We start from the raw sequence: 19,630 nt of genomic DNA, 5'->3' as shown, positions 1-19,630 counted from the left end.
TCCGCATCTTGTCGGAGAACAGGCGGGCCATTTCTCGCCATTTGCAGCCCTGTCTCTGCGAGCTCGAAGCCACACACCCTTTCAACTGGAAAGCCGGTTCACCTGCTAGCGTCTTTTTGGGAAGCCCCTTTCGCACATCCCGATAACGAAAAGCGCACCAAAAACCGCAGAAATCTGGTGTTTTCGATAGCTGCTTCCAAGCCATGACCCGTGAAAAGAGCAGGGATTGAACAGGAGCGCAGCAGGTAGTTAGCAGGTCGCTAGCAGGTGATCAGCAGGACCGTTGCAGGTGCATTGCAGGACCTGCTCATGCCATAGCGAGGAGCTTCCGCTGATCGTCCCATGCAAGCGGCAGCTCGAACGAAAGCAGATCGGAAAGCTTTATACCTGCCGGCTGGCGGCCCTCCAGGATCGCCCGCTGGATATCGGGCGCCAGAAACGCAAGGCCGGACAGCTTTCGGAGATACGGATCCTTGATGCCTCGAGCATGCTCAATCGAAGTCTTGCTATCGGTGACGTCGATGCCGCATTTCTTCAGTTCGGCATGGGCGCGGCGCAGTCCCGCGATCAGGGTCTTGTCGGGTCGTGATCGGAGAGGAGATGCGGACCCTTCGATGCGTGATGTGCGCCCGCCGCGGGTCTGGATCCTCACCGGCGAGGTGATCCGGAGAGTACCATCCGCATTCGCAGAGGACTGCTCCGGCGCATCAACCGACCATTTTTCGTGGGACGGGAGCGACAGAGCAACGACCAGAGTATCGCAGTGCAGTTCTACGCGGACGACGAAAGGAAGCAGATCAGACCAGCCCGCGTTTGGCCGGCTGCTCCAGCATCGCAGCCGCCCCATCAGTATATCCTCGATCCCGGGCGCCGGCACCCGCCGCAACACCCGGACCGCATCGGGATGGGATGCCGGAACCGGGGAGATGTAGTAGAGATAGCGTTTGCCGCCGCGGCCGTGCGCGTGCGTGGCAGCCATCCTGTTGCCGAGTGCATCGTAAAGCAGTCCGGCAAGGGGAGCGGGCGAGGGGACGCGTTCGCGCTTGCCCCGCTCATTGCGTGCCAGAATTTCCTGCACCGCGTCGAACATCTCCTGATCGATGATTGGCGGATGCAGTCCGGGATGGCTGGTGCCCTTGTGCACGATCTGCCCCAGGTAAACGCGGTTCCGCAGCAGGTGTGCAAGATTGCCACGACCGAACGAGGCCCCGCCACGCACCGCGCCGCTGCGGCATTTGATGATTTTCGTGTGGATGCCTTCGCGTTCAAGTTCTGCATGGAGAGCATAAACCGAGCCCAGCTCGAGGTGGCGCTGGAAGATGTGCCGAACGGTAGCTGCCTCCGCCTCGTTGATGATCAGGGTCCGCTCCTTGGGATCGTAGCCCAGCGGCGGATTGCCACCCATCCACATACCCTTTGCCTTCGAGGCGGCGATCTTGTCGCGGATCCGTTCGCCTGTGACCTCACGTTCGAACTGCGCGAATGACAGCAGCACGTTGAGGGTCAGCCTTCCCATCGAGGTGGTGGTATTGAACGCCTGTGTTACCGAGACGAACGAGACACTGTGCCGATCGAACAGCTCGACCATTTGCGCGAAGTCGGAAAGGCTGCGGCTGAGCCGATCGACCTTGTAGACGACCACAATGTCTATCTTCCCGGCTTCCACGTCCGCCAGCAGTGCTTTCAGGCTCGGCCGCTCGATATTGCCTCCCGACCAGCCACCATCGTCATAGCGGGTGCGCACTAGGGTCCATCCCTCGCTCTTCTGCGAGGTGATGTATGCCTCTGAGGCCTCGCGCTGGGCGTCGAGACTGTTGAACTCCTGATCAAGCCCTTCCTCGGAGCTCTTGCGGGTATAGATCGCCGCGCGCAGCCGGGTCATGCTGCTTCTCTCAGACCAAAAAACCTCGGGCCGTTCCAGCGCGTGCCGGTGATAGTCCGTGCCACCTCGGAGAGGCTCTTCCAGCGTTCTCCACGGTATATGAACCCGCCATCCGCAACCTCCACGTCATGACGCACGCCCTTCCACTCGCGGGTGATGACAGTGCCTTCTGAAAGGAGTGTCTCGGGCCCGGCAGCGCCGCCGGTGAGCAGCCTCCGCGTCACCCGGTCGAGGCCCCCTTGCTCAGCGACCTGGATGCGCCAGACCAGAAGCCTGCGCAGCAGGTCTGGGGAGCGGAGCGGGGGAGCAGCGCCGTAGCGCTGCTCCCACTCGCTGCGCAATTCGCGAAGATCCGCTGCTTGAAGCCGTTGAAGCAACTGCGCGTTCATCAGCCTTCCTCCGCTAGGATGCGGTAGACGCGGCCCTTACTGGTCGTCTCCGAGGTTACCAAGCGGCCCAGCCTCTTCTTCACGGTTCCGGCAATGAAGCCGCGCACCGAGTGTGCCTGCCAGCCAGTCGCGGACATCATTTCGTCGATGGTGGCGCCGCGTGAGCGCGTGAGCAGGGCAACCACCGCATCGGACTTCGTTTTCGCTCTGGTCTTCGTTCCCGTGCGCCCGGCAACAGCTGCAGCGGGCTTCGCGTCCGCCTCGGTCACGGGAGGCTTCGTGGGGGTGGTATCCACTTCTTCGGACATGGTCTGTCTCCGTCAGCGCGGCGGATCGCCGCACTGAGACAGGCCCCGCAAGGGCACGTGGCGGCGGGGCGTGCGCGCAGGTCAATCCAGCCCCTGGCGCGAATTCACTCACGCTCCGTTCTGAACTGAAGTCCAGTCCGTTAGGAGTAAAAAACACCTTGCTCGGCGACGGGGCGACGCCGCGGAGCGTGAATAAGGCTAGCAGGACAGCCCCGGCACAACGGACCGCTCTGCGCCCCAACTGTCGCCGTTCGGTGCGCTGAAGCGCGCGAGCCTCCACGAGCCGTGCTTCGAGCGGATCGACCGCAGCCAGAACCGTCAACTGGTTGGAGAAGTCCTCCGGCCATTCGGCGTCGGTCCTCACCGCCCTCGTGGGATTCCGGCCACCGTAGCGCCGGGCCTTGGCGACGGGCTCGATGCCGTCTCCGAACATGGTTTCGAGCAACGCGGTGCCCTGAGCAGCCGGAGGCGCGATGCCAGCGTGCCGGAGGCGGCGCGCAAACACGTCAGCTACGAAGCGTGGGAAAATCCAAGTCTTCCGGTTCTCGCCGCGCTTGAGGAGGAGGTCCAAGTCGACGAACTTGTAGTCACGCTCCTCTTCCAGCTTCGCCTTGGTACCTTGGATGCGGCCGTGGGTCCGCCAAGCGTGCCCACGCGTGCCGATGCGATAGGAGACGGAGGGATCCCGTCGGGCAAGGGCACGGTTTACGACCGCGCGATAGTCAGGCGTCGGGACACCCGCGCTCGCAATGTTGGCGAGTTCCTCGTATTGGTCGATGTGGACGAACACGGGAAGGTCGCGGGCCAGTGCGCCGACTTCTTTCATGAGCGTCACGAGCCGCGAGACGGGTGTGCCCATGTCCGTCTTAGTGTCGCGGATGCCTCCGGCTAGGTCGGCGTCGTTGCGGTGAAGGAAGCGGACGTACGAGTTCAGCCGGAGGCGAATCCTCTGTTCGACATCTGTGAGGGTCACGCATCCCGCGAGAGCCCCTTGGAAGACCTCATCGTCCGCGAGGCGCGCAACCAGCTGGTGTTGGATGTCAGGATGGAGATTTATCGAAGCGCCACCTGGAATTACGTCTCGCCGCGGCTCGAGTTCGCGCACAGACCGCAGCAGGTCAAGGATGATTTGGTAGTTCACGAAGTCGGCGAAGAAAAGCGCGGTCTCCTCTGGATCGCTGGAGATGGCGCGATAGCCGAAATCCATCGCGTTCAAGTGAGCGAGGTTGATCCCGGCGGCGATGAAGCGCCCCCCAGCTCCCGGAACGGGGAACGGTGCGCTGATGTTAGCGTATTCGAGACGCACATCCGACTTCAGCAGCGTCAAAAGCATGCTTTTGCCGCTTCCCTGTACACCTTTCACGACGACGTTCCCGGGAAGAAATAGCGGTTGGGCGTAATCGACGAGGAACGGGCTGAATATGGTAACGAACTCGCTGCTGGTTAGGCGGTCGCCGACGTAGACCTCGAAAAAGGGATTGGTCACGATTAGGCTCTCCTCAGCCTCGGGAACAGCGGATCCCATTGCGGTGTCTGGTCCCAAATGATCGGCAGCGTGTTATTCGGGCAGTTTGAATACAGTGCGATAACAGCGCCGGTACCCTTGTATCCGTGGTGCCTCCGCGACTCCCTGTCTGGCTCCGTCGGACCTAGTCTGTCCGCGACTCTTCGCGTTAGGTCGCGCACCTCGGCGTTCAAATCGCGCTCTCCCACTGCGGGATCAGCCTTGATGAGCATGCCGGGCGAGATCCGCATCGCAGCGTCATACGAGACGTTGGCGTAACTCTGGGCGAGCGCCTCACCGACTTCTTCGCCAGCGGGACAAGCGACCAGCGGGCAGGCGAGGACGCGAAGATCGGGTGAAATCTCTGCGGCGAAGCGGATGACGCTCCGCATCTGCGTGCCGCTCCCAACGAAGTCCTCTAGCAGAACAAGGCGATCAAGACCCTCATTTTCCATGTATTGTCTTACGAGATCCTGCGATCCAAACTTCTTTAGCGAGCGCCAGTCGGGGCGATGAGATTTCCCGATCATCCCATTCACTTTAAGAAACGCGTTGATCCGCATAGAATCGGTTACTGGGCAGAACCAAGTGCGCTGCACGCCCGCGTTGAGCTGCTCCCCGGCGAGTGGATCGGCAATGTCGACCTCGAGCTCGTCTACGAGCCAGCGCAGCACGGGGGGTACAGAACCGCCGCAAGTCACGCGCTGGCTATGCGCTGGGTCACCACGTCGAGGCGCTGCTGGAAACGCACGGCATCACCCACAAGCGCGAGGCTACCACCGAGAAGCGCAATGGCCCTGATTTCCTGTTCCCGGGAGAGGCGCAGTATCACGATCCGGCCTGGTCCGCGGCCGACCTGCTGATGCTGGGGGTAAAGACCAGTTGTAAGGATCGCTGGCGTCAGGTGCTGGCCGAGGCTGACCGGATCCGGTGCAAGCATTTGCTGACGCTGGAGCCCGGGATCTCGCCGACCCAGACGGACGAGATGAGAAAGGAGAACCTCCAGCTGGTCATCCCGCGCCCCCTGCATGGCTCGTACCGTGCCGTACAGCAGGACGGTCTCGTGGACGTGGCCTCGTTTCTGGATCTTGCCGGAAGGCTTGGTGCTGGCAGCGGAAGCGTCCGGCTGGGGCAGGAGAACTTGCTGTAGCTCGGTTCCGGGCTCGCAGCCCGGTCCTTCACTCGTCCGCGAACAGCTCGCGAGGGTGGACTCCGAGCGAGGCGGCGATCCGGCCAACCACGCTGACGGAGGGGTTGCGGCGGCAGCGCTCGATCCCGCCCAGATAGGTCAGATCGATCTCCGCCTCATGCGCGAGCTGCTCCTGGGTGAGCTTTCGCTCGACCCGGAGCTGGCGCAAGCTTTTGGCGAGAAGCTGGCTATGCTGGGCTGGCCGCGTCGCAAGTCGCAATAGTTCAGGGCACTGCGAACTTGCGAACGTGTGCTGCCCTTTGCGTGGAGAGGGCTAGTTGTCCGCGCTAGTCAGTAAGGACGACACGGATCGGAGGACACCGTTGGGAAAGCTGTTCATGTTCGCAGGCACCGGGGGTGCGATGGCCTATTCTGTTGAAGAATCCGGCGCGAACCTGCCGGTCGAGTATCGACCGTGGCGTTTTTGCAGACAGGTGTCGACAGACGGGCCAACATTCAGGACTGGAAGCGACAAGCGAGCCTTGGGAGACGTCGAAGCAAAAGGATTTTCCGTTGTGGTTTTAGTTGTCAGCCTCGAAAAGCGCAGTGAGCGTATGCGAATGGCAGGGCTCGACTGACTGGCGGCTCGACCGGTCGTGCTTCACTCCATCGATGAGCGGTTGAAGACCCAGTCCAGATAAGCAGACAGCCTAACGCCACCCTGCTGCATGCGCGTCTCGGCCGTTGCGAGATGCTCATATTGGTAGGCGTAGCCAAGGTTCGGCATCTCCTCGTCGGCGGTGGGATAGATCGTGACCGAGATGAGGGCGCGTAGTTGATCAGCAGAAAATGGGCCGGAAGCGGACTGTCCGTTCTCATAACGGGGGCGCTGAAAAGCCGACATCTTCGCCGAGCTAAACTTTGCAGTGCAACATAGTTTAGCGGGAAGGCCACTGCCGGATTTGATGTTCCGCAAGCTGCTTGGAATGAGCCCAGCCAATTACAAGTTTCGAGGTTAGCCCTGTGCAAGCCGGAGAGTTGCCAACAACGTGCAGGCGAGGGCCGCCGTTCTTTCACTCTGCTTCAGCAGGGCGCGCACTTCGGGATCGGAGCGAGAGGTGTCGGCGGTGAGCCTGTCTGCTAGAGACGCTGCGTTCCAACCTAACCGATCTCTATCTTGATTTTGACAGCGGCAGGTTCGAGTTCAAGGCGGTCTGCCCATGCAAATTGCAAGATCAAAATCAAATCCGGAGTGGGAAGTTCTTTCAACCTTTCTGCAAGGTCAGTAAAGCGCAACGCCGCAGGCTGGCTGTCAAGGGCTTGCTTCTGAGTAAGTGGCTCGTCACACGATTTACGATTCGAGTTCCCGATTGAAACTCGGCACCCGAAAGCCCCCGATAATCGCCGCAGCGCATCTTGCCGAGGTTTGGTTTTGCCTGTCTCCCACCCCCATACACTGGGACGACTGACACCAGCTTTCTCAGCCAGCTCCGCTCTCGTCCACCCCCGGGCGGTGCGAAGCCGTTCGATCTCGGTTCCGATTTTGACCGTCTGCTGCGCCCCGCTCGCGCCGGGCTCACTCTTTAGACGAGCTCGGCTCACCAGAGAGGTCTCAATGGGGTTGAGGAACTCGCAACCGTAGAGCGGGGCGTTGGCCCACGCGATCCGTGCCGCCAGTCCTTTTGCACCCGGCAACTCCAGTTCGAAATTCTCACCAAAGACGAGGTTCGCTCCCGTTTCGAGGAGAAAGCCACCTGCCGAGAGGTTGAGAAGCACACCTTCGAAGGGGCTGGCGCCTCCGTCTTTGCCAATGGCGTGCAATTTGACGGGATGCCGTAGCCGATCTCGTCTCTGGGCGGCGAAGGTGCTCGGTCTTCGCGCTGAGTGCGGAGGCATTGAAATCCTTCCTTGCTGCTGGTCAGTATTTATCAGAACGCGCTTCGCAGAGTTGTTGCGCTTCGTTAATTTTTCCATCCGCGGCCACCCTCTCTAGACTACCAAGCCTTAACACCGGCTAACCTGCCTTAGCGGCCAAGGCGGGTTCACCCGCGCGAAAACGCCGTTTTGCGTAGTTTGATAGGGCGGTTCCAGTTTTGGCACAGCTTTAAATCGGAAGTTTGCAAGGTCCGTCTAGAAGGGTTAAGAAGCTGTTAAACCGGCCATCAACGAGTCGGGAAGTGCTTAGGGTCGTCAATTCTCTAACGCGCCGGAACGTTCAGAGCCGGGTGTGAGGGGCCTCCTATTAGAAATCTGAACGTAAAAGGATCAAAATCATGAATAAGCTCTTTCTCGCTGCTGCAGCGTCGACTGCCGTACTTTCTTCCGGTGCCTATGCGCAGAGCAGCACCGCGACCGACACGTTCGTCGTCAGCGCCAGCGTTGCACCGACCTGCACGATGGAAAACGTTCAGGACATCAGCATCGGCGCACTGAAGATCAACACCACCGCGGGTACGAACGCGCTGCTGTTCGGCAATGGGTCGGCCAGCCAGACCAGCAATCCGGTTTACCTGAGCTGCAACGAGACCAACTCGATGGCGCTGAGCGCTTCAGGACCGCTGGTGAACCCGCGCGCTCCGACCTCCGAAGAAGCCGCTGACGGTTTCGGTAACGAAGTCGACTTCCGCGTCTATGTGAACAACTATGGTGCGGGCACCGGCAATTCGCGTCGCCGCTTCCACACTGTCAACAACGGCCAGTACAACACTGCTGCTCGTCATGCGATGCACCGCCAGATCAGCTTCGTCGGTTCGGTCGATTACGATGACAACCGTGGCTTCCGTCCGCTCGCCGGCACCTACTCGAGCACCGTCACCGTTGCGGTTTCGATCGCTGCCTAATTTTGGCTAGAAATCGGGCCGACGCGTGATTTGCGCGTCGGCCCTTTTTTATGGAAAATTCAAGGCCGGGTCGGTAATCGATTCCTTCGAGTTTCTGCCGGATCATCGGCATCCCTGGGGAGGGCAAGATGTTTAGCCGTCGCTTTACCACGCTCACGGCACTGGCCGTGTCCACAGCGCTCCTCTCGTTAGCAGTTCCGCAAAACGCCGACGCCGCGCGGGTAAGTCCGATGGTGGCGGAGATTGCGCCATCGGGCACCGGTTCGATGCTGCGCATCGAGGTGACGAACGACGAGGACCGCCAGATACCTTTCGAGCTCAGCATGCATCGCGGCGTCATCTCGGAAACAGGGGAGGTCGCGCTCGAGCCGGCTGACGACCGCTTCGTGGTGTTTCCTCCGCAGATCGTGATCGGCCCCCGCAGCCAGCAGGTCTTCCGAATTCAGTTCCTGCCCGACCCAGATCTCGATTCATCGGAAGTGTATTACGCCTCGGTAAGCCAGCTTCCGGTTGATCTGGAGCCCGGCGACTCGCGCATCCAGATGCTGATGCAATTCAACGTCCTTATAAATGTGGTCCCGCCAGAAACGCGTGCGAATCCGGCGGTCGACTGGGTTCGAGCCGCGGAGCGTGAACAGCCTGTTCCTGAAGGACAGGAGCGACCGGAAGGGGCGGAAGTGATCACGCAAGCCGGCATAGAGGTCCGCATTTCGAATAGCGGAAACCGCTATTTTGGTGCCGGTGAAACCAGCTGGACGATCTCCGGCACCGATCTGGACGGCACGCCGTTCACCGAAACCTTGAGCGACAAGCAAGTTCGTGAAACTACCGGTCTCGGTATCGTTGCTCCCGACAAGGCGCGGATATTCTTCATTCCGCTCGATCGACAGCTCAATGAGGACAGCTTGAAGATCAAGTTCGAGTGATCGCTGCAGGGGGGCGTGCGATGAAGTACGTGAATTACCTGCCGGGGGTGGTTTTGTTGTTGCCCACCGCCGTTGCGGCGGCGCCCGTCGTGCAACAACCAGGAACGCCCGGAGCGGTCGGGCCGATGGTCGAGGAAAGTGTCCCTGCGGGTTCTCCGACGCGGCTTCTCGTTCCCGTCATCCGTAGCGGAAGAGTCTACGGCGACGTACTTGCCGATCTCTATGCGGACGGCCAGATTCGCTATGAGCGTGTCACCCTTCTCGCACGATTGTCGAACCTGTTGTCCGCAGACGGCCAGCGGCAGTTCTCCGCTGCGCTGCCGAACGACGCAATGTTGTCCGGGAGCGATATTGAGCGGGCGGGTGTAACTCTGCGTTACGATCCGTCGCTTCTCGAAATCTACATCGAGGCGATAGATCCGCAAATCGCTGCGCTGCAGACGTTGGGCAGCGCGGTGAGCGAAGAAGCGCTCCCAATAACTCTGGAGCCTAGCCGCACAAGTGCGTATCTGAACGTTATCGGCGACTTCCGGGTCGATGAGGTCAACGAACTCCAGACACCGGGGCTGTTGCTTACCGGAGCGGTGCGTCACCGCGGGGTGGTGCTGGAGTTTGATGGCGGCATCGACTCCGAGATTGCGCCGGGAGGCGGATTCTACCGGCGCTACGCCCGCGTCGTTTACGACGAACCACAACTGAAGCGTCGCTGGACCGCCGGGGACGTGCAGGTCTCGACACTGGGCCTGCTCGGCGGCGTGTTCGTGGGGGGCGTCGGCGTCGAGAAAGGGCGGCGCGTATTTAACGAGTTTGGGCCTCTCACGCAGATTGGCAGTCAGGAGATCCTCCTAGATCGCGATGCGACGGTCGAAGTGCTTGTGGCGGGGCGGCAGGTCGAGACCTTGCAGCTCAGAGCCGGCTCCTACGATCTCACGCAGCTCCGCGCCGAGTATGGCGGTCGCGATGCCCAGTTGTTCATTACGGATGTTACCGGCCGTCGGCAGATAGCCGACTTCGACACTTTTCTTGATCCAGGTTCGCTCGCTCCGGGAGAGACCGAGTACAGTGCCGCTCTGGGTTTCGTTCCGGACGGGTTCGGCAATCAGCCCACCTATACGAGCAGCCCGGCATTCAGTGGGTTTTACCGCCGCGGCATCAGCACTCGATTGACGCTTGGCGGGGCCGTGCAAATCTCGGAAATAGCGCAGGTGGCGGGCGCAGAATTGATCGCTTCGCCGCGCGCGATTCCGGGAAGATTCGATCTCGGGCTGGCGCTGAGTACAGGCCAGGGCTTCGGAATAGCCGGCCGGGCTGGCTATTCGCTACGGTGGGGCGACCCGGACATCGGTCGGCAATTCTCGGTGAACGCCGAATATCGGAACGCCGGCTTCGCGACGCTGATCGACCAGATCAACCTCGGCCGAGCCGAGACATTCACGCTCACGGCGAACTATTCGCAGCGTTTGAGCGAGCGCACCGCGCTGGTGGTCGGTGGAAGCTGGTTCGAACGCGAGGATTTTCGCGCCAATCGGACGGTCTTTGCCGACGTGGTTCACTACACGCGCAACTACCGGCTGACTGCGGGCGTGGAGTATGGACAGGACTTCGTGGGCGAGGGATTTGGCATTCGCGTCGCGATTTCAATTCCGCTTGGAAGATCCACCCGCGCCGACGCTAGCTACAACAGCCGCCGGGACGAATTCCGCGCCCTCGCGTCGCGGAGCTTCGACGACCAGGTGGGATCGTGGGGATACGATGTCGGTATCCGCCAATCCCAAGGCAACTCGAGCGTCGATGCGAGTGGAACCTATGTCGGCAATCGTTTCTTCGCTCGCGGCTTTGCCACTTCGAGCGGACGCGGACTGGACAACATCAGCGATAATCCGAATGCTCGCGTCCAGGTCGGGACCGCGCTGGGGTATGCGGATGGACTGCTTGGCATCGGCAGGCCGATCGTCGACAGTTTCGTAGTCGCGGCGCCGCACGAGGAACTCGAAGGCCGTGAAGCCGTGCTGGGAAGTTCCGTTCAGATCGGGCGACCGGACGCGTTGAGCGGCGATCTCGGTGCTGCTCTGAGCGGAAGGCTGAGTTCGTACAATCGTCAGACGATCATCTACGATCTGGGAGGCGACGGCGCCGGTATCGACATCGGGAGCGGAATCGAGACCGTTCTACCGCCATATCGCAGCGGCTATCGGTTGACGGTCGGCTCCGGTCTAACCGTCACGGCTTTCGGGTTTCTCAACCTGCCATCCGGGCGTGCAGAGCTGGTTGCGGGCACCGTGACGTCGTCCGACGATCCAGAGTTCGAGACCCAGCCCTTCTTTACCAATTCCGCTGGACGCTTCGCAATTATTGGCCTTAAGCCCGGCTACACCTACGAGGTTCGCCTCTTGGACCCCGTTGGGGTATACAGGATCGAAGTGCCGGAGGATTCCGAGGCACTATTTCAGCTTGATGAGATAATGATCGTACCTTCAGGCGGTGAACAGGAGTAAAGATGATGCGCGCATATCGATGCCTGCCCGTGGTTCTCGCTGTCCTTCTTCCCACGACTGCGAACGCTGCCTGCGATCCTAGCTTCGTCGAGGGGTCGAATGTCGTCAATCTGAGGCCTTCGGGATCCTTCGATAACCAGCAACTCATCGAGCCCTTCGGCGTTCGCGTCCGCAACGACGGCGACGAGGTCTGCACGCTGCGCCTGGGCGTCGGTCGGACCCTGACCGCTACCAGCAGCCTCTTCCCGGCCTATTCGCTTACCGGCCCGAATGGCAAGCAGACCGTTAGCGGGATCACCATCCCGTCGGACACGGCCGGTTTCGGACATGAGTTCATCGTACCCGCAAACGGGGAAGTTTCCATTCCCTACGAGGTACGCATGGCCGTGGGATGGGGGGCCGAGGCAGGCATCTATGTCGATGAACTGGTCTACCAGCTATTCGACGCTCAATCCGGAAGCGCGATCGAGAACCAGAAAATCCAACTTGAGCTGGATATTCCGCAGACCGCTCGCATCCGCTTTGCGGGTGCGAGCGGAGCCGACGGGCCTGCGAGAATCGAGATGGGCCCCATTTCGACGACTGCCCCGACGCGTTCGCCTCCGTTCGCGCTACGGGTGCTGAGCACATCGGCTTACAGGATCGATCTCGTCTCGCTGAACAAGGGCGCGCTGCGCCGAACCGGAAGCAGAGATCTGATCCCGTATCGAATGACCATGGGTGGTCAGATGATGAACTTGAGCGGAGCCGCGGACTCTGTCCGCGTGGGCAGTCACACGAGCTCGGTGGGCGATGTTCATCCCGTCACGATAGTGATCAATCCGAATCCGAATTACCATGCAGGAGATTACAGCGATCGCGTGACAGTTACTGTCACAACGATTTAAACGTATTCTTCAAAAGGTCGTGACGGTCAGCACGATCGTGACTGGGCTGGCGAGCGAAGTATGGCGAACGGTAATCGGCCGCATGCCGTATCTGGCTCCCGCGCGGGTCGCGACTTCGGTCCAACCGTGGGGCTGGAGCTGGTTTTGGATTCCGGCGTAACTGAGCGCAATCCGCTCACCGTCTCCCAGCGTGCGATGCGAAGCGACGATGGAATAGCCCTGCTCGGTGTTGCAGGTCTCCAGAACCGTACCGGTAAAGATCCCGTCGCCCTCTGAAGCGAGGAGCGGAGGTGCCGAGATTTCGCAGAATTCCGGGACATAAGCCCTCATCTGGAACGACCCTCGGGCAGCCTCGGCCTGAGCCGACGTGGCGAAGGCAAAGCAAGCCGCCGAAACAGCGAAGGTGGCACAGCGCCTCATCGATCGATCCTTCCGCATTGCCTTTGGTTAGCGGCTAAAGGTTAAAGAAGCCTTGGCATGACCTGGAAGACGAGAGGGCAGGAGGACTGGACAAAGGCTGATGAAGGTAAATGCGTGAAAATTAGCGGCCGCTGCCCTAAAAAAGGAAGAGACTTGCAGTTTTTCCTGGGAACGTGACGTTCCTGCGCTCTAGCGACAATTGTTTTCCCACCGCTTGATTCGGTATATCCGTAATGAATACGAGATTCTCTCAAAAGGGTGGGCATAGGATGGCTCTCGCCTCAACGAGTGCACGGTATGGTCGACTGCCGCCTCGTCGGAAATACGAAAAAAGTTTCCATCGTATTGCCCTTTGTTCATTTTTCCGCATATGATTGGTGGCGGCTTTGGGGCAAAATGAGCATAGAATTCCTCTGGACGGATCCGAGCGCATAGCTGCCGATCTTCCAAAGCCGAACGAACGACCGCTTTCGGGTGATCGCCGCGATGGCCCAAATGGCCGTAGTGGGGCGCAAAGCGGATGTAGCCCTTGCACACTGCGGTCTATTCCATCGACAACTCAACCCGCTGGTCTGCCCCGAAGCTAGAGAACCCGTCCTCACTCCGCAGAAAGCTGTCACAGTTCGCCAGCACCTCATCTAGCGGCAGCCGTTCGCGCCCCTTGAGCGCGCATTCCCAGACCTCGGCGATCCGCCACCCGTCGGTGAGCAGCTGTTCGCGAACCCGAATGTCACGCGCGATATTTCCGGCGATTTTTTCGCGCCAGAACTCCGGCCGCGTCTTTGGCCATTTGAAGAGATGACAATCATGCCCGTGCCAGAAGCAGCCGTTGGCAAAGATCAGCGCGCGGCGACCGGAGAACACCAGATCCGGCTTTCCGGGGATCCCTCGGCCGTGCAGCCGGTAGCGCCAGCCCAGTGCATGGAGGCCCTTGCGCAGGAGCATCTCAGGCCGGGTGTTTGTGCCTCTGATCCCCGCCATCATGCGGCTGCGGACCTCGGGTGATACGACGTCAGGCAAACTTGCGCTGCTCCGCGGGGTTGCGGTCACGCGCCAGCATCTCGGTGAGGCTCGGCTCCATGTATCTGGCTACCGCCTCGACCACCGGCACCGCAACCGAGTTGCCGAACTGGCGATAGGCCTGAGTATCGGAGACCGGAATCTCCCAAGTCCTCTCGCGATACTCGAACCCCATCAGCCGGGCGCACTCGGTCGGGGTGAGACGGCGAGGGCGGGTACCGTTCTGCGCAATAAGGATCTCCGAGCCGTCCTTGTGATACCGCGCGGAAAGGGTGCGGGCGACATCGTCAGGGCCAAACATGCTGTAGCCAAAGCCGTTGCCGGCCTTCTCGTGCTTAGCGCGGTAGTCCTGCAGATACTGCCACAGGCGGGGGGTGAGGGTGTATTTGGCGTCGATCTCGTTGTGCGACTGGAAGATCGAGCCAAGTGTCGGCCACTCCGACTGTTGCGGAACCATCCGGTCGAAGTCATCGAAGCTGAACCCGACATCCTCACGGAAGCCGGCGATGAAGATGCGCTCGCGCTTCTGCGGCACCCAGGGCGCCGAGCTGATGACCCGGAAGTCGATCGTGTATCCAAGGTCCTTCTCCAGCGTGCGTTTGATAACCTGGAAGGTCCGGCCATTGTCGTGGCGCTGCAGGTGCTTCACGTTCTCGAGCAGGAATGCAGCCGGCCGGTGGTGACGAAGGATACTCTCGATCTCGAAAAACAGATTGCCCTGGTGCTCGTCATCGAACCCGTGCTTGCGGCCGAGCGAATTCTTCTTCGAGACTCCGGCGAGCGAGAAGGGTTGGCAGGGGAACCCTGCCAGCAGCACATCGAAGTCAGGGATCTTCGAGGGATCGGCGCCATAGGGGCGGATGTCGCCGGCCATCACGTGATCCTCGCCATCGGCGAAGTTGCGGCGATAGCTCTCCTGCGAGAAGCGATCCCACTCGCTGGTGAAGACGCAGCGACCGCCGATGGCCTCGAACCCGAGCCTCAGACCTCCAATACCGGCAAAGAGATCGATGAATCGAAAGGCCGGTGGATTAGACCGTACCGGCATCCTCGTCGCAGCAATCTGCTCGACACGCTCGCGCACCAGCTTGGGTACCCGGCAATCCGCAGCCAGATAGCGGCGGATCTGCCGCTCGGTTTTCCCGAGCTCGCGTTCGGCTTCCTCGATGCTCAGGCCCGACCGGTGAAACTGGGCTGCGAAGTCACCGGCTACTGCATGCATCGAGAATAATCCTCCTGAGCCGACCACATCCGGGTCGATTTCGGACGGAATGGCGAAAGCCGACCCGCGAGGCAAGTTTGTTCTGCAAATGTTTCCACAGCCGAAGTCGCTCAGCAAGCTGCGCAGCGCACCACAATGGAGGGTTGGCGGTACACAGCTAATAAACAGCTTGCATGGGTTACTTGCTGGTGCCTATAGGATCGGCCGACGGCAACGGAGACAAGCATGACACGCGATGAAATGGAGCGGCTTACCGCCCACACCGAGGTGAAGTCGGAGAAGATCCGCATCCTGTTCAAGGCAGGGGTGGAGCGGGCGGATATCGCGCGCTTCATCGATATCAGCTACCAGCATGTGCAGAACGTTCTGAAGCGCAGCAAGCTGATCGGAAAGGCTGCTGCCAAGCCGTCAGGTTCTGCTGGCAATCAGGTCTACACAGTGTCTGTTGAAGCAGGTGGCAGGATCACCCTGCCGGCGGAGTACGCAGAAAAGCACGGCATCGCCCAAGACGAGGTCTTGATCTGCCGCGAGGAGGTGGGCGGCCTCACCATCATGAGCCGAGAGGCTGCGGCCGAAGTCCTTCGGGAGGTGACAAGACAGCGCATGCCCGGGGAGGCGGCGCTTCTGGAAGCCCTGCTGGCCGATCGGCCAGGACCCACCTGAGGAGAAGAACAATGACGAGTAAGAACACGGGTGGCAGATGAAGCGGAGCCGCGCTCTGGCGTTCTCGATGTGCCGATCGATGTGCCGATTGATCAATGGCCTCCGGAGGGCCTGATCGACGATGATCGGCGGGTCAACATGGCGATGGTGAAGAAGCTCAGGGCAAAGAAAGGCAAGCGGGATTCCGGCGCCGAGGACTGAGGTGCTGCAGCCATCCAGCATGAATGTCGACTGCCGCAAAGTCGCGCATGGGCGCTCGGGCAGGCCGACCCGCTCAATCCGGTGCTCTCGGGTCAGATATTGTCACACCTAGTGGTGCCGTAACTCGACAGTTGAAGCGGACGCCGGGGCTCGGACGGGCTTAACATAACGCCGATTCTCGCATTATGACCATTCTTTCCCCCAGCATCCCCGTTCTCCAGTCGATCTATTGTCAAACGATACGGCCACGGACCTCGTTTCGCGATTTTTGCTAAGCGTTTTGAAACCTCCCTTCCGCTTCTCGCAAATCCTGTAGCAACTCGGGCAGATGGCGTTTCCCGTACCGACCGAGTGCCGGAAAAACCAAACGCCATACTGAGCAGCCGACCGCGATCCCGAGTAGCCGTACCTTCGTCTCGGAAGGTAATAATAACAAATGCTAATCTATTACATTTGTTGCTAGGCTATATTCTCGCAGCTCGGAACAGTTGGGCGCAGTGAGAATTACTTGGGCATCTACACGATGCTGAACCGATCCCCGCAGGAGACACCGATGGCTTTTAATCCGCTCACCGAGAAAGGCATTCCGATCGAGCGCCAGTTTCGAAGCTGGTCGGAGCTGGCGTGCCAGCCCTACGACACCCGCGAGGTCCATCCTTACACAAGATGTCGGGTGATCCTGATGAACGGGATCGAGGTCGAGGCCATTATCAATTCGCACAACGCAGCGCGCCGCATTGCCGATACGGGCGTAAAGCAGATGCTGGCCCTCGTCCGCAAGGCGGAGCAGCAGCAGCAAAAGGCGGTGAATTGGTTGATCCCGGGGAGCGAGAGCACGATCGCAAATACGATCGGTTACGAGCAAGTCGCCGTGGATCTGACTAGCTGGATCGCGCGGCACGAACCCGATCCCTATCTTAACCAGGTCTACGAGTTTGGCGTGCTCGAGGATTACGATCACCTCTATCGCTATGCCAATCTGATGGATCTGATGGGCGAGCGCCGGAAGGCCGAAGAGATCACCGGCGATCTTACCGAAATTCTCCCGGGACGGCCGACCATTTTCCATCATCGCCATCCGCATGACGAACTGCGACGCCCGATGACGGTGGAGGCCAGTTCCTTCCAGTCGATCCTCAACGCGTTGACGGTCGTGTCTGCCGAACAGCAGACGATGAATTTCTACATGAATGCCGGGAACCGCCCGGAGGACCCGATGGCGCGTTCGCTCTATCTCGAGATCGCTATGGTCGAGGAGCAGCACGTCTCGCATTACGAATCGATCCTCGATCCGACGACGCCCGAGCTGCTCAATCTGGCGCTGCACGAGTACAACGAATGCTGGCTCTACTGGTCGTGCATGGTGACCGAGACCGACCCGCGCATCAAGCAGGTCTGGGAGACCCATCTCGCGATGGAGCTGGAGCATCTCCGTCTCGCCTGCGAGATGATGAAGGAGGTCGACGGTATCGATCCGGCGACTGTCTTCCCCGCGCAGGGAATCGAAGCGCCGATGACCTTCGAGCCGAACAAGCAATATGTCCGCGATGTGCTGGCCCGCACGGTCTACAATTCTGCCAGCGACTCGCAGTTCGTGCCCGTCGACCAGCTTCCGGCGGGTCACCGCTTCTTCGACTATCAGGCCACCGTCAACGCGGGCGATGTTCCCAGCGAATCCGTCATCCGGCGGCATCGCGAGGAGTTCGGGGGCGAATACCGTTTCGCAACTGAAGGGACCCATCCGATCGCCTCGCTGCAGGAGAGCGGCACCGCTGAGGGAACCACCTACGCCCAAGTAGTCGAACGCCACACGGAGAACGCATGATGACCAACCGCAAAGAGAAGCATGACGGCCTTCACCGGGCGGTCGACAAGGCCTCCGACGCGCTTGGCGGGATGGTGGGGCGCGCCTCGGCCAATACCGCCGGGTCCACCTCTGCCGGGGCCTTCGTCGAGAATGCCGCCATCGGAGACATGTACGAGATCGCGGCGGGCAAACTGGCGCTTCGTCACGCGCGGTCCGATCTCGTTAAAGCTGCCGCGATGAAGATGATCGACGACCATACGACCAGCACCCATCAGTTGCGTTCGGCCATGCTGATGAACGAGACGAAGGGCGTCCCGCCGTTGCCGGACTCGATCGACGCACGGCGCAAGACGATGCTGGATCACCTGGAGGCCGCGCCCGCCGACAAGTTCGACGTGACCTATCTCGATCAGCAAATCCTGGCGCACAAGGAAACCGTCGATCTGATGACGGGCTTCCGGGATACCGGCGACAACGCCCAACTGCGCTCTTTTGCGGCGGGCACTGCGCCGGTGGTGCAGCGCCATCTGAATCACATGGAGCATCTGAGGTCGGAGCTCGGATAATCCGCTTCGCTTCTCTTGGTTCACATCCAATGGACGGTCGAGAGACCGCCGGAAAGCAGAACAATCATGTCATTTCTCGATCGCATCGCAGCCGCAGTAACCCCCGCCGCCTCCGACGAAGCCCGCGCCAACGCGCGGCGGGACATAGAAGTGCTCGCAATCAAAGAGCCCTGGATCAAAGCCATCGTCGACCAGCACAAGGAAATCGAGGCCGGCTTCGAGGCGGCGCATGCCGCGCCATCGGTCGATGCTGTCGAGCGGCTCTCCACCATTCTCACGGGACACGCGAACGCAGAGGAAGCCGTCCTGTATCCCGACATTGCCGACCAGAGCAGCAAGACCCATGCAGGGATGGCGTATGAAGAACATGCCATGACCAAGATCCAGCTCGCCAAACTAAAGGACCTCCCGCCGGGCACGAAGGAATGGGGCGAGAAGCTAGAGCACATCCGAAGCGCAGTGGCGCAGCACATCTACCAGGAAGAAGGCAGCTGGCTTCCGGACCTCGCAGAGGAAATGTCGGCAGAGCGAAAGGCCCGGCTACTCGAGCGCTACAACGAGGAATACGACCGCTATTGCGGAAACACCGTAAGCATTGCGGGCTGAAGCCGGAGGACAGGGCGTGGTTGGGATGGAACCGCGATTCCGACGGCCATGCTGGTGCCCGGCGAAGCGTTCAGGGGTGGCCTAAACAATTACGGCGACCCTTGGTTTCACTGCGGCCATGCGGCCATGAAACTGTCGACGATGCGCAGCAGCTTGCCGCGACCGGCACCATCCTTGGCCAGAGTCGACATCCCCTGAAGGACTGCAAATGCATGGCCCGCGAGCATCTCGGAATCGGTGTTCGCGGGCATTGTCCCATCCTCAACGTCGCGCTCGATCCGCCTACGCAGGGCGAGCTCTACGTCCCTGCGTATAGTGGCCAGATCCTCGCGGACACCGGCTGCGGCCACCGAGCTGCATACGATTGAACTGGCCAGTAAGCAGCCCGGCGGGGTGGTTTCCCCTGTGTTGCCGATTGCGCCCGCAATCAGCAGCTGGTGCGCGGCCGCCCGCGCCGACGGCGCATCCGAGATCGCCTGAAGAATCGAGCCGGCGCCTCCCAGATACCGATCGACGGCTTCTAGAAACAGGCGGCGCTTGTCGCCGAAAGCGGCATACAGGCTTGGCGGTGTGATCCCCATTGCGCGGGTCAGTTGAGAGATGGACGTGCCCTCGAAACCGTGCCTCCAGAACTGATGCATGGCGGCCTCGAGGGCCGCGTCGCGATCAAAGGAAAGCGGCCGACCGGTTTTGCGAAGGACTGGGGTTGGTTTCATAGCGAACGATATATAATGCTTGACCGCGATCGGCAAGCAGGCCCAATAG

At 60.6% G+C, this 19,630-nt stretch carries 22 protein-coding genes and 1 pseudogene; 11 read left to right on the top strand and 12 right to left on the bottom strand.

Features of this window, described 5'->3' with window-relative positions:
* Nucleotides 1-307: 307 nt before the first annotated feature.
* The 5 genes and pseudogenes from ACQ5J0_RS01845 to ACQ5J0_RS01825 form a co-directional block, all read right to left on the bottom strand.
* Nucleotides 308-1,882 (bottom strand): recombinase family protein, encoded by a 1,575-nt coding sequence (locus ACQ5J0_RS01845; RefSeq protein WP_462568830.1) that lies wholly within the window; start codon nt 1,880-1,882, stop codon nt 308-310.
* Nucleotides 1,879-2,271 carry a DUF2924 domain-containing protein gene (locus ACQ5J0_RS01840; protein WP_462568829.1) on the bottom strand — a complete coding sequence of 131 codons (393 nt, stop codon included), beginning with the start codon at nt 2,269-2,271 and terminating at the stop codon, nt 1,879-1,881. Before ACQ5J0_RS01840 ends, ACQ5J0_RS01845 begins: the two co-directional genes overlap by 4 nt.
* Nucleotides 2,271-2,579: a DUF3489 domain-containing protein gene (locus ACQ5J0_RS01835; RefSeq protein ID WP_462570156.1), complete on the bottom strand. Its 309-nt coding sequence runs from the start codon at nt 2,577-2,579 to the stop codon at nt 2,271-2,273. The genes ACQ5J0_RS01840 and ACQ5J0_RS01835 overlap by 1 nt, the downstream gene beginning before the upstream one ends.
* A 409-nt stretch (nt 2,580-2,988) precedes the next feature.
* A pseudogene (locus tag ACQ5J0_RS01830) lies at nt 2,989-4,104 on the bottom strand (ORC-CDC6 family AAA ATPase); the annotation flags it as partial.
* Nucleotides 4,068-4,757 carry a phosphoribosyltransferase-like protein gene (locus tag ACQ5J0_RS01825; protein WP_462568828.1) on the bottom strand — a complete coding sequence of 230 codons (690 nt, stop codon included), beginning with the start codon at nt 4,755-4,757 and terminating at the stop codon, nt 4,068-4,070. The gene ACQ5J0_RS01825 and the pseudogene ACQ5J0_RS01830, both read right to left, overlap by 37 nt.
* On the opposite strand from ACQ5J0_RS01825, the gene ACQ5J0_RS01820 reads away from it, so the two are divergent.
* Nucleotides 4,709-5,233, top strand: a complete 525-nt coding sequence (locus ACQ5J0_RS01820) for a type II restriction endonuclease (RefSeq protein ID WP_462568827.1) — start codon at nt 4,709-4,711, stop codon at nt 5,231-5,233. The genes ACQ5J0_RS01825 and ACQ5J0_RS01820 overlap by 49 nt on opposite strands.
* A 28-nt stretch (nt 5,234-5,261) precedes the next feature.
* On the opposite strand, the gene ACQ5J0_RS01815 is transcribed toward ACQ5J0_RS01820, so the two are convergent.
* Nucleotides 5,262-5,441, bottom strand: a complete 180-nt coding sequence (locus ACQ5J0_RS01815) for a helix-turn-helix domain-containing protein (protein WP_462568826.1) — start codon at nt 5,439-5,441, stop codon at nt 5,262-5,264.
* A 169-nt stretch (nt 5,442-5,610) separates the two neighbouring features.
* On the opposite strand from ACQ5J0_RS01815, the gene ACQ5J0_RS01810 reads away from it, so the two are divergent.
* Nucleotides 5,611-5,850, top strand: coding sequence for a hypothetical protein (locus ACQ5J0_RS01810; protein ID WP_462568825.1), 240 nt, complete (start codon nt 5,611-5,613; stop codon nt 5,848-5,850).
* 23 nt (nt 5,851-5,873) lie between these two features.
* Here the strand turns inward: ACQ5J0_RS01810 and ACQ5J0_RS01805 are convergent, their stop codons facing one another.
* A complete protein-coding gene (locus ACQ5J0_RS01805; protein ID WP_462568824.1) occupies nt 5,874-6,116 on the bottom strand; it encodes a hypothetical protein in 243 nt (80 codons plus the stop codon).
* Between the two features lie 257 nt (nt 6,117-6,373).
* Nucleotides 6,374-7,186, bottom strand: a complete 813-nt coding sequence (locus tag ACQ5J0_RS01800; protein WP_462568823.1) for a helix-turn-helix domain-containing protein — start codon at nt 7,184-7,186, stop codon at nt 6,374-6,376.
* A gap of 299 nt (nt 7,187-7,485) precedes the next feature.
* On the opposite strand from ACQ5J0_RS01800, the gene ACQ5J0_RS01795 reads away from it, so the two are divergent.
* The 4 genes from ACQ5J0_RS01795 to ACQ5J0_RS01780 all read left to right on the top strand — a co-directional run bounded on the left by ACQ5J0_RS01795 (nt 7,486) and on the right by ACQ5J0_RS01780 (nt 12,360).
* Nucleotides 7,486-8,052, top strand: a complete 567-nt coding sequence (locus tag ACQ5J0_RS01795) for a Csu type fimbrial protein (protein ID WP_462568822.1) — start codon at nt 7,486-7,488, stop codon at nt 8,050-8,052.
* A gap of 128 nt (nt 8,053-8,180) precedes the next feature.
* A complete protein-coding gene (locus ACQ5J0_RS01790) occupies nt 8,181-8,978 on the top strand; it encodes a fimbrial biogenesis chaperone (protein WP_462568821.1) in 798 nt (265 codons plus the stop codon).
* Between the two features lie 20 nt (nt 8,979-8,998).
* Nucleotides 8,999-11,473: a fimbria/pilus outer membrane usher protein gene (locus ACQ5J0_RS01785; RefSeq protein ID WP_462568820.1), complete on the top strand. Its 2,475-nt coding sequence runs from the start codon at nt 8,999-9,001 to the stop codon at nt 11,471-11,473.
* Between the two features lie 2 nt (nt 11,474-11,475).
* Nucleotides 11,476-12,360 carry a Csu type fimbrial protein gene (locus tag ACQ5J0_RS01780; protein ID WP_462568819.1) on the top strand — a complete coding sequence of 295 codons (885 nt, stop codon included), beginning with the start codon at nt 11,476-11,478 and terminating at the stop codon, nt 12,358-12,360.
* Between the two features lie 9 nt (nt 12,361-12,369).
* Here the strand turns inward: ACQ5J0_RS01780 and ACQ5J0_RS01775 are convergent, their stop codons facing one another.
* The 3 genes from ACQ5J0_RS01775 to dcm form a co-directional block, all read right to left on the bottom strand.
* A complete protein-coding gene (locus ACQ5J0_RS01775; RefSeq protein WP_462568818.1) occupies nt 12,370-12,780 on the bottom strand; it encodes a hypothetical protein in 411 nt (136 codons plus the stop codon).
* Nucleotides 12,781-13,323: 543 nt separating this feature from the next.
* Nucleotides 13,324-13,830, bottom strand: a complete 507-nt coding sequence (locus tag ACQ5J0_RS01770; protein ID WP_462568817.1) for a very short patch repair endonuclease — start codon at nt 13,828-13,830, stop codon at nt 13,324-13,326.
* Nucleotides 13,793-15,139 (bottom strand): DNA (cytosine-5-)-methyltransferase, encoded by a 1,347-nt coding sequence (gene dcm, locus ACQ5J0_RS01765; protein ID WP_462568816.1) that lies wholly within the window; start codon nt 15,137-15,139, stop codon nt 13,793-13,795. The genes ACQ5J0_RS01770 and dcm overlap by 38 nt, the downstream gene beginning before the upstream one ends.
* A gap of 108 nt (nt 15,140-15,247) precedes the next feature.
* Here dcm and ACQ5J0_RS01760 point away from each other — a divergent pair, with 108 nt between their 5' ends.
* From ACQ5J0_RS01760 to ACQ5J0_RS01740, 5 genes are all read left to right on the top strand, one after another.
* On the top strand, nt 15,248-15,685 hold the full coding sequence (locus ACQ5J0_RS01760) for a hypothetical protein (RefSeq protein WP_462568815.1): 438 nt from the start codon (nt 15,248-15,250) through the stop codon (nt 15,683-15,685).
* Nucleotides 15,686-15,715: 30 nt separating this feature from the next.
* Nucleotides 15,716-15,886, top strand: a complete 171-nt coding sequence (locus ACQ5J0_RS01755) for a hypothetical protein (RefSeq protein WP_462568814.1) — start codon at nt 15,716-15,718, stop codon at nt 15,884-15,886.
* A 553-nt stretch (nt 15,887-16,439) separates the two neighbouring features.
* Complete coding sequence (locus ACQ5J0_RS01750) at nt 16,440-17,711, top strand: hypothetical protein (RefSeq protein ID WP_462568813.1); 1,272 nt, start codon at nt 16,440-16,442, stop codon at nt 17,709-17,711.
* On the top strand, nt 17,711-18,259 hold the full coding sequence (locus tag ACQ5J0_RS01745; RefSeq protein WP_462568812.1) for a DUF4142 domain-containing protein: 549 nt from the start codon (nt 17,711-17,713) through the stop codon (nt 18,257-18,259). Before ACQ5J0_RS01750 ends, ACQ5J0_RS01745 begins: the two co-directional genes overlap by 1 nt.
* 15 nt (nt 18,260-18,274) lie before the next feature.
* Entirely contained in the window at nt 18,275-18,865 is a 591-nt protein-coding gene (locus ACQ5J0_RS01740) for a hemerythrin domain-containing protein (protein ID WP_462568811.1), read from the top strand.
* 107 nt (nt 18,866-18,972) lie between these two features.
* On the opposite strand, the gene ACQ5J0_RS01735 is transcribed toward ACQ5J0_RS01740, so the two are convergent.
* Entirely contained in the window at nt 18,973-19,581 is a 609-nt protein-coding gene (locus ACQ5J0_RS01735; RefSeq protein ID WP_462568810.1) for a TetR/AcrR family transcriptional regulator, read from the bottom strand.
* Nucleotides 19,582-19,630 lie beyond the last annotated feature (49 nt).

It is taken from the genome of Qipengyuania sp. SM2512 (genome assembly GCF_054954005.1).
The sequence above is the reverse complement of the archived record's forward strand: the minus strand, read 5'-3'. Positions and strand labels throughout refer to the sequence as shown.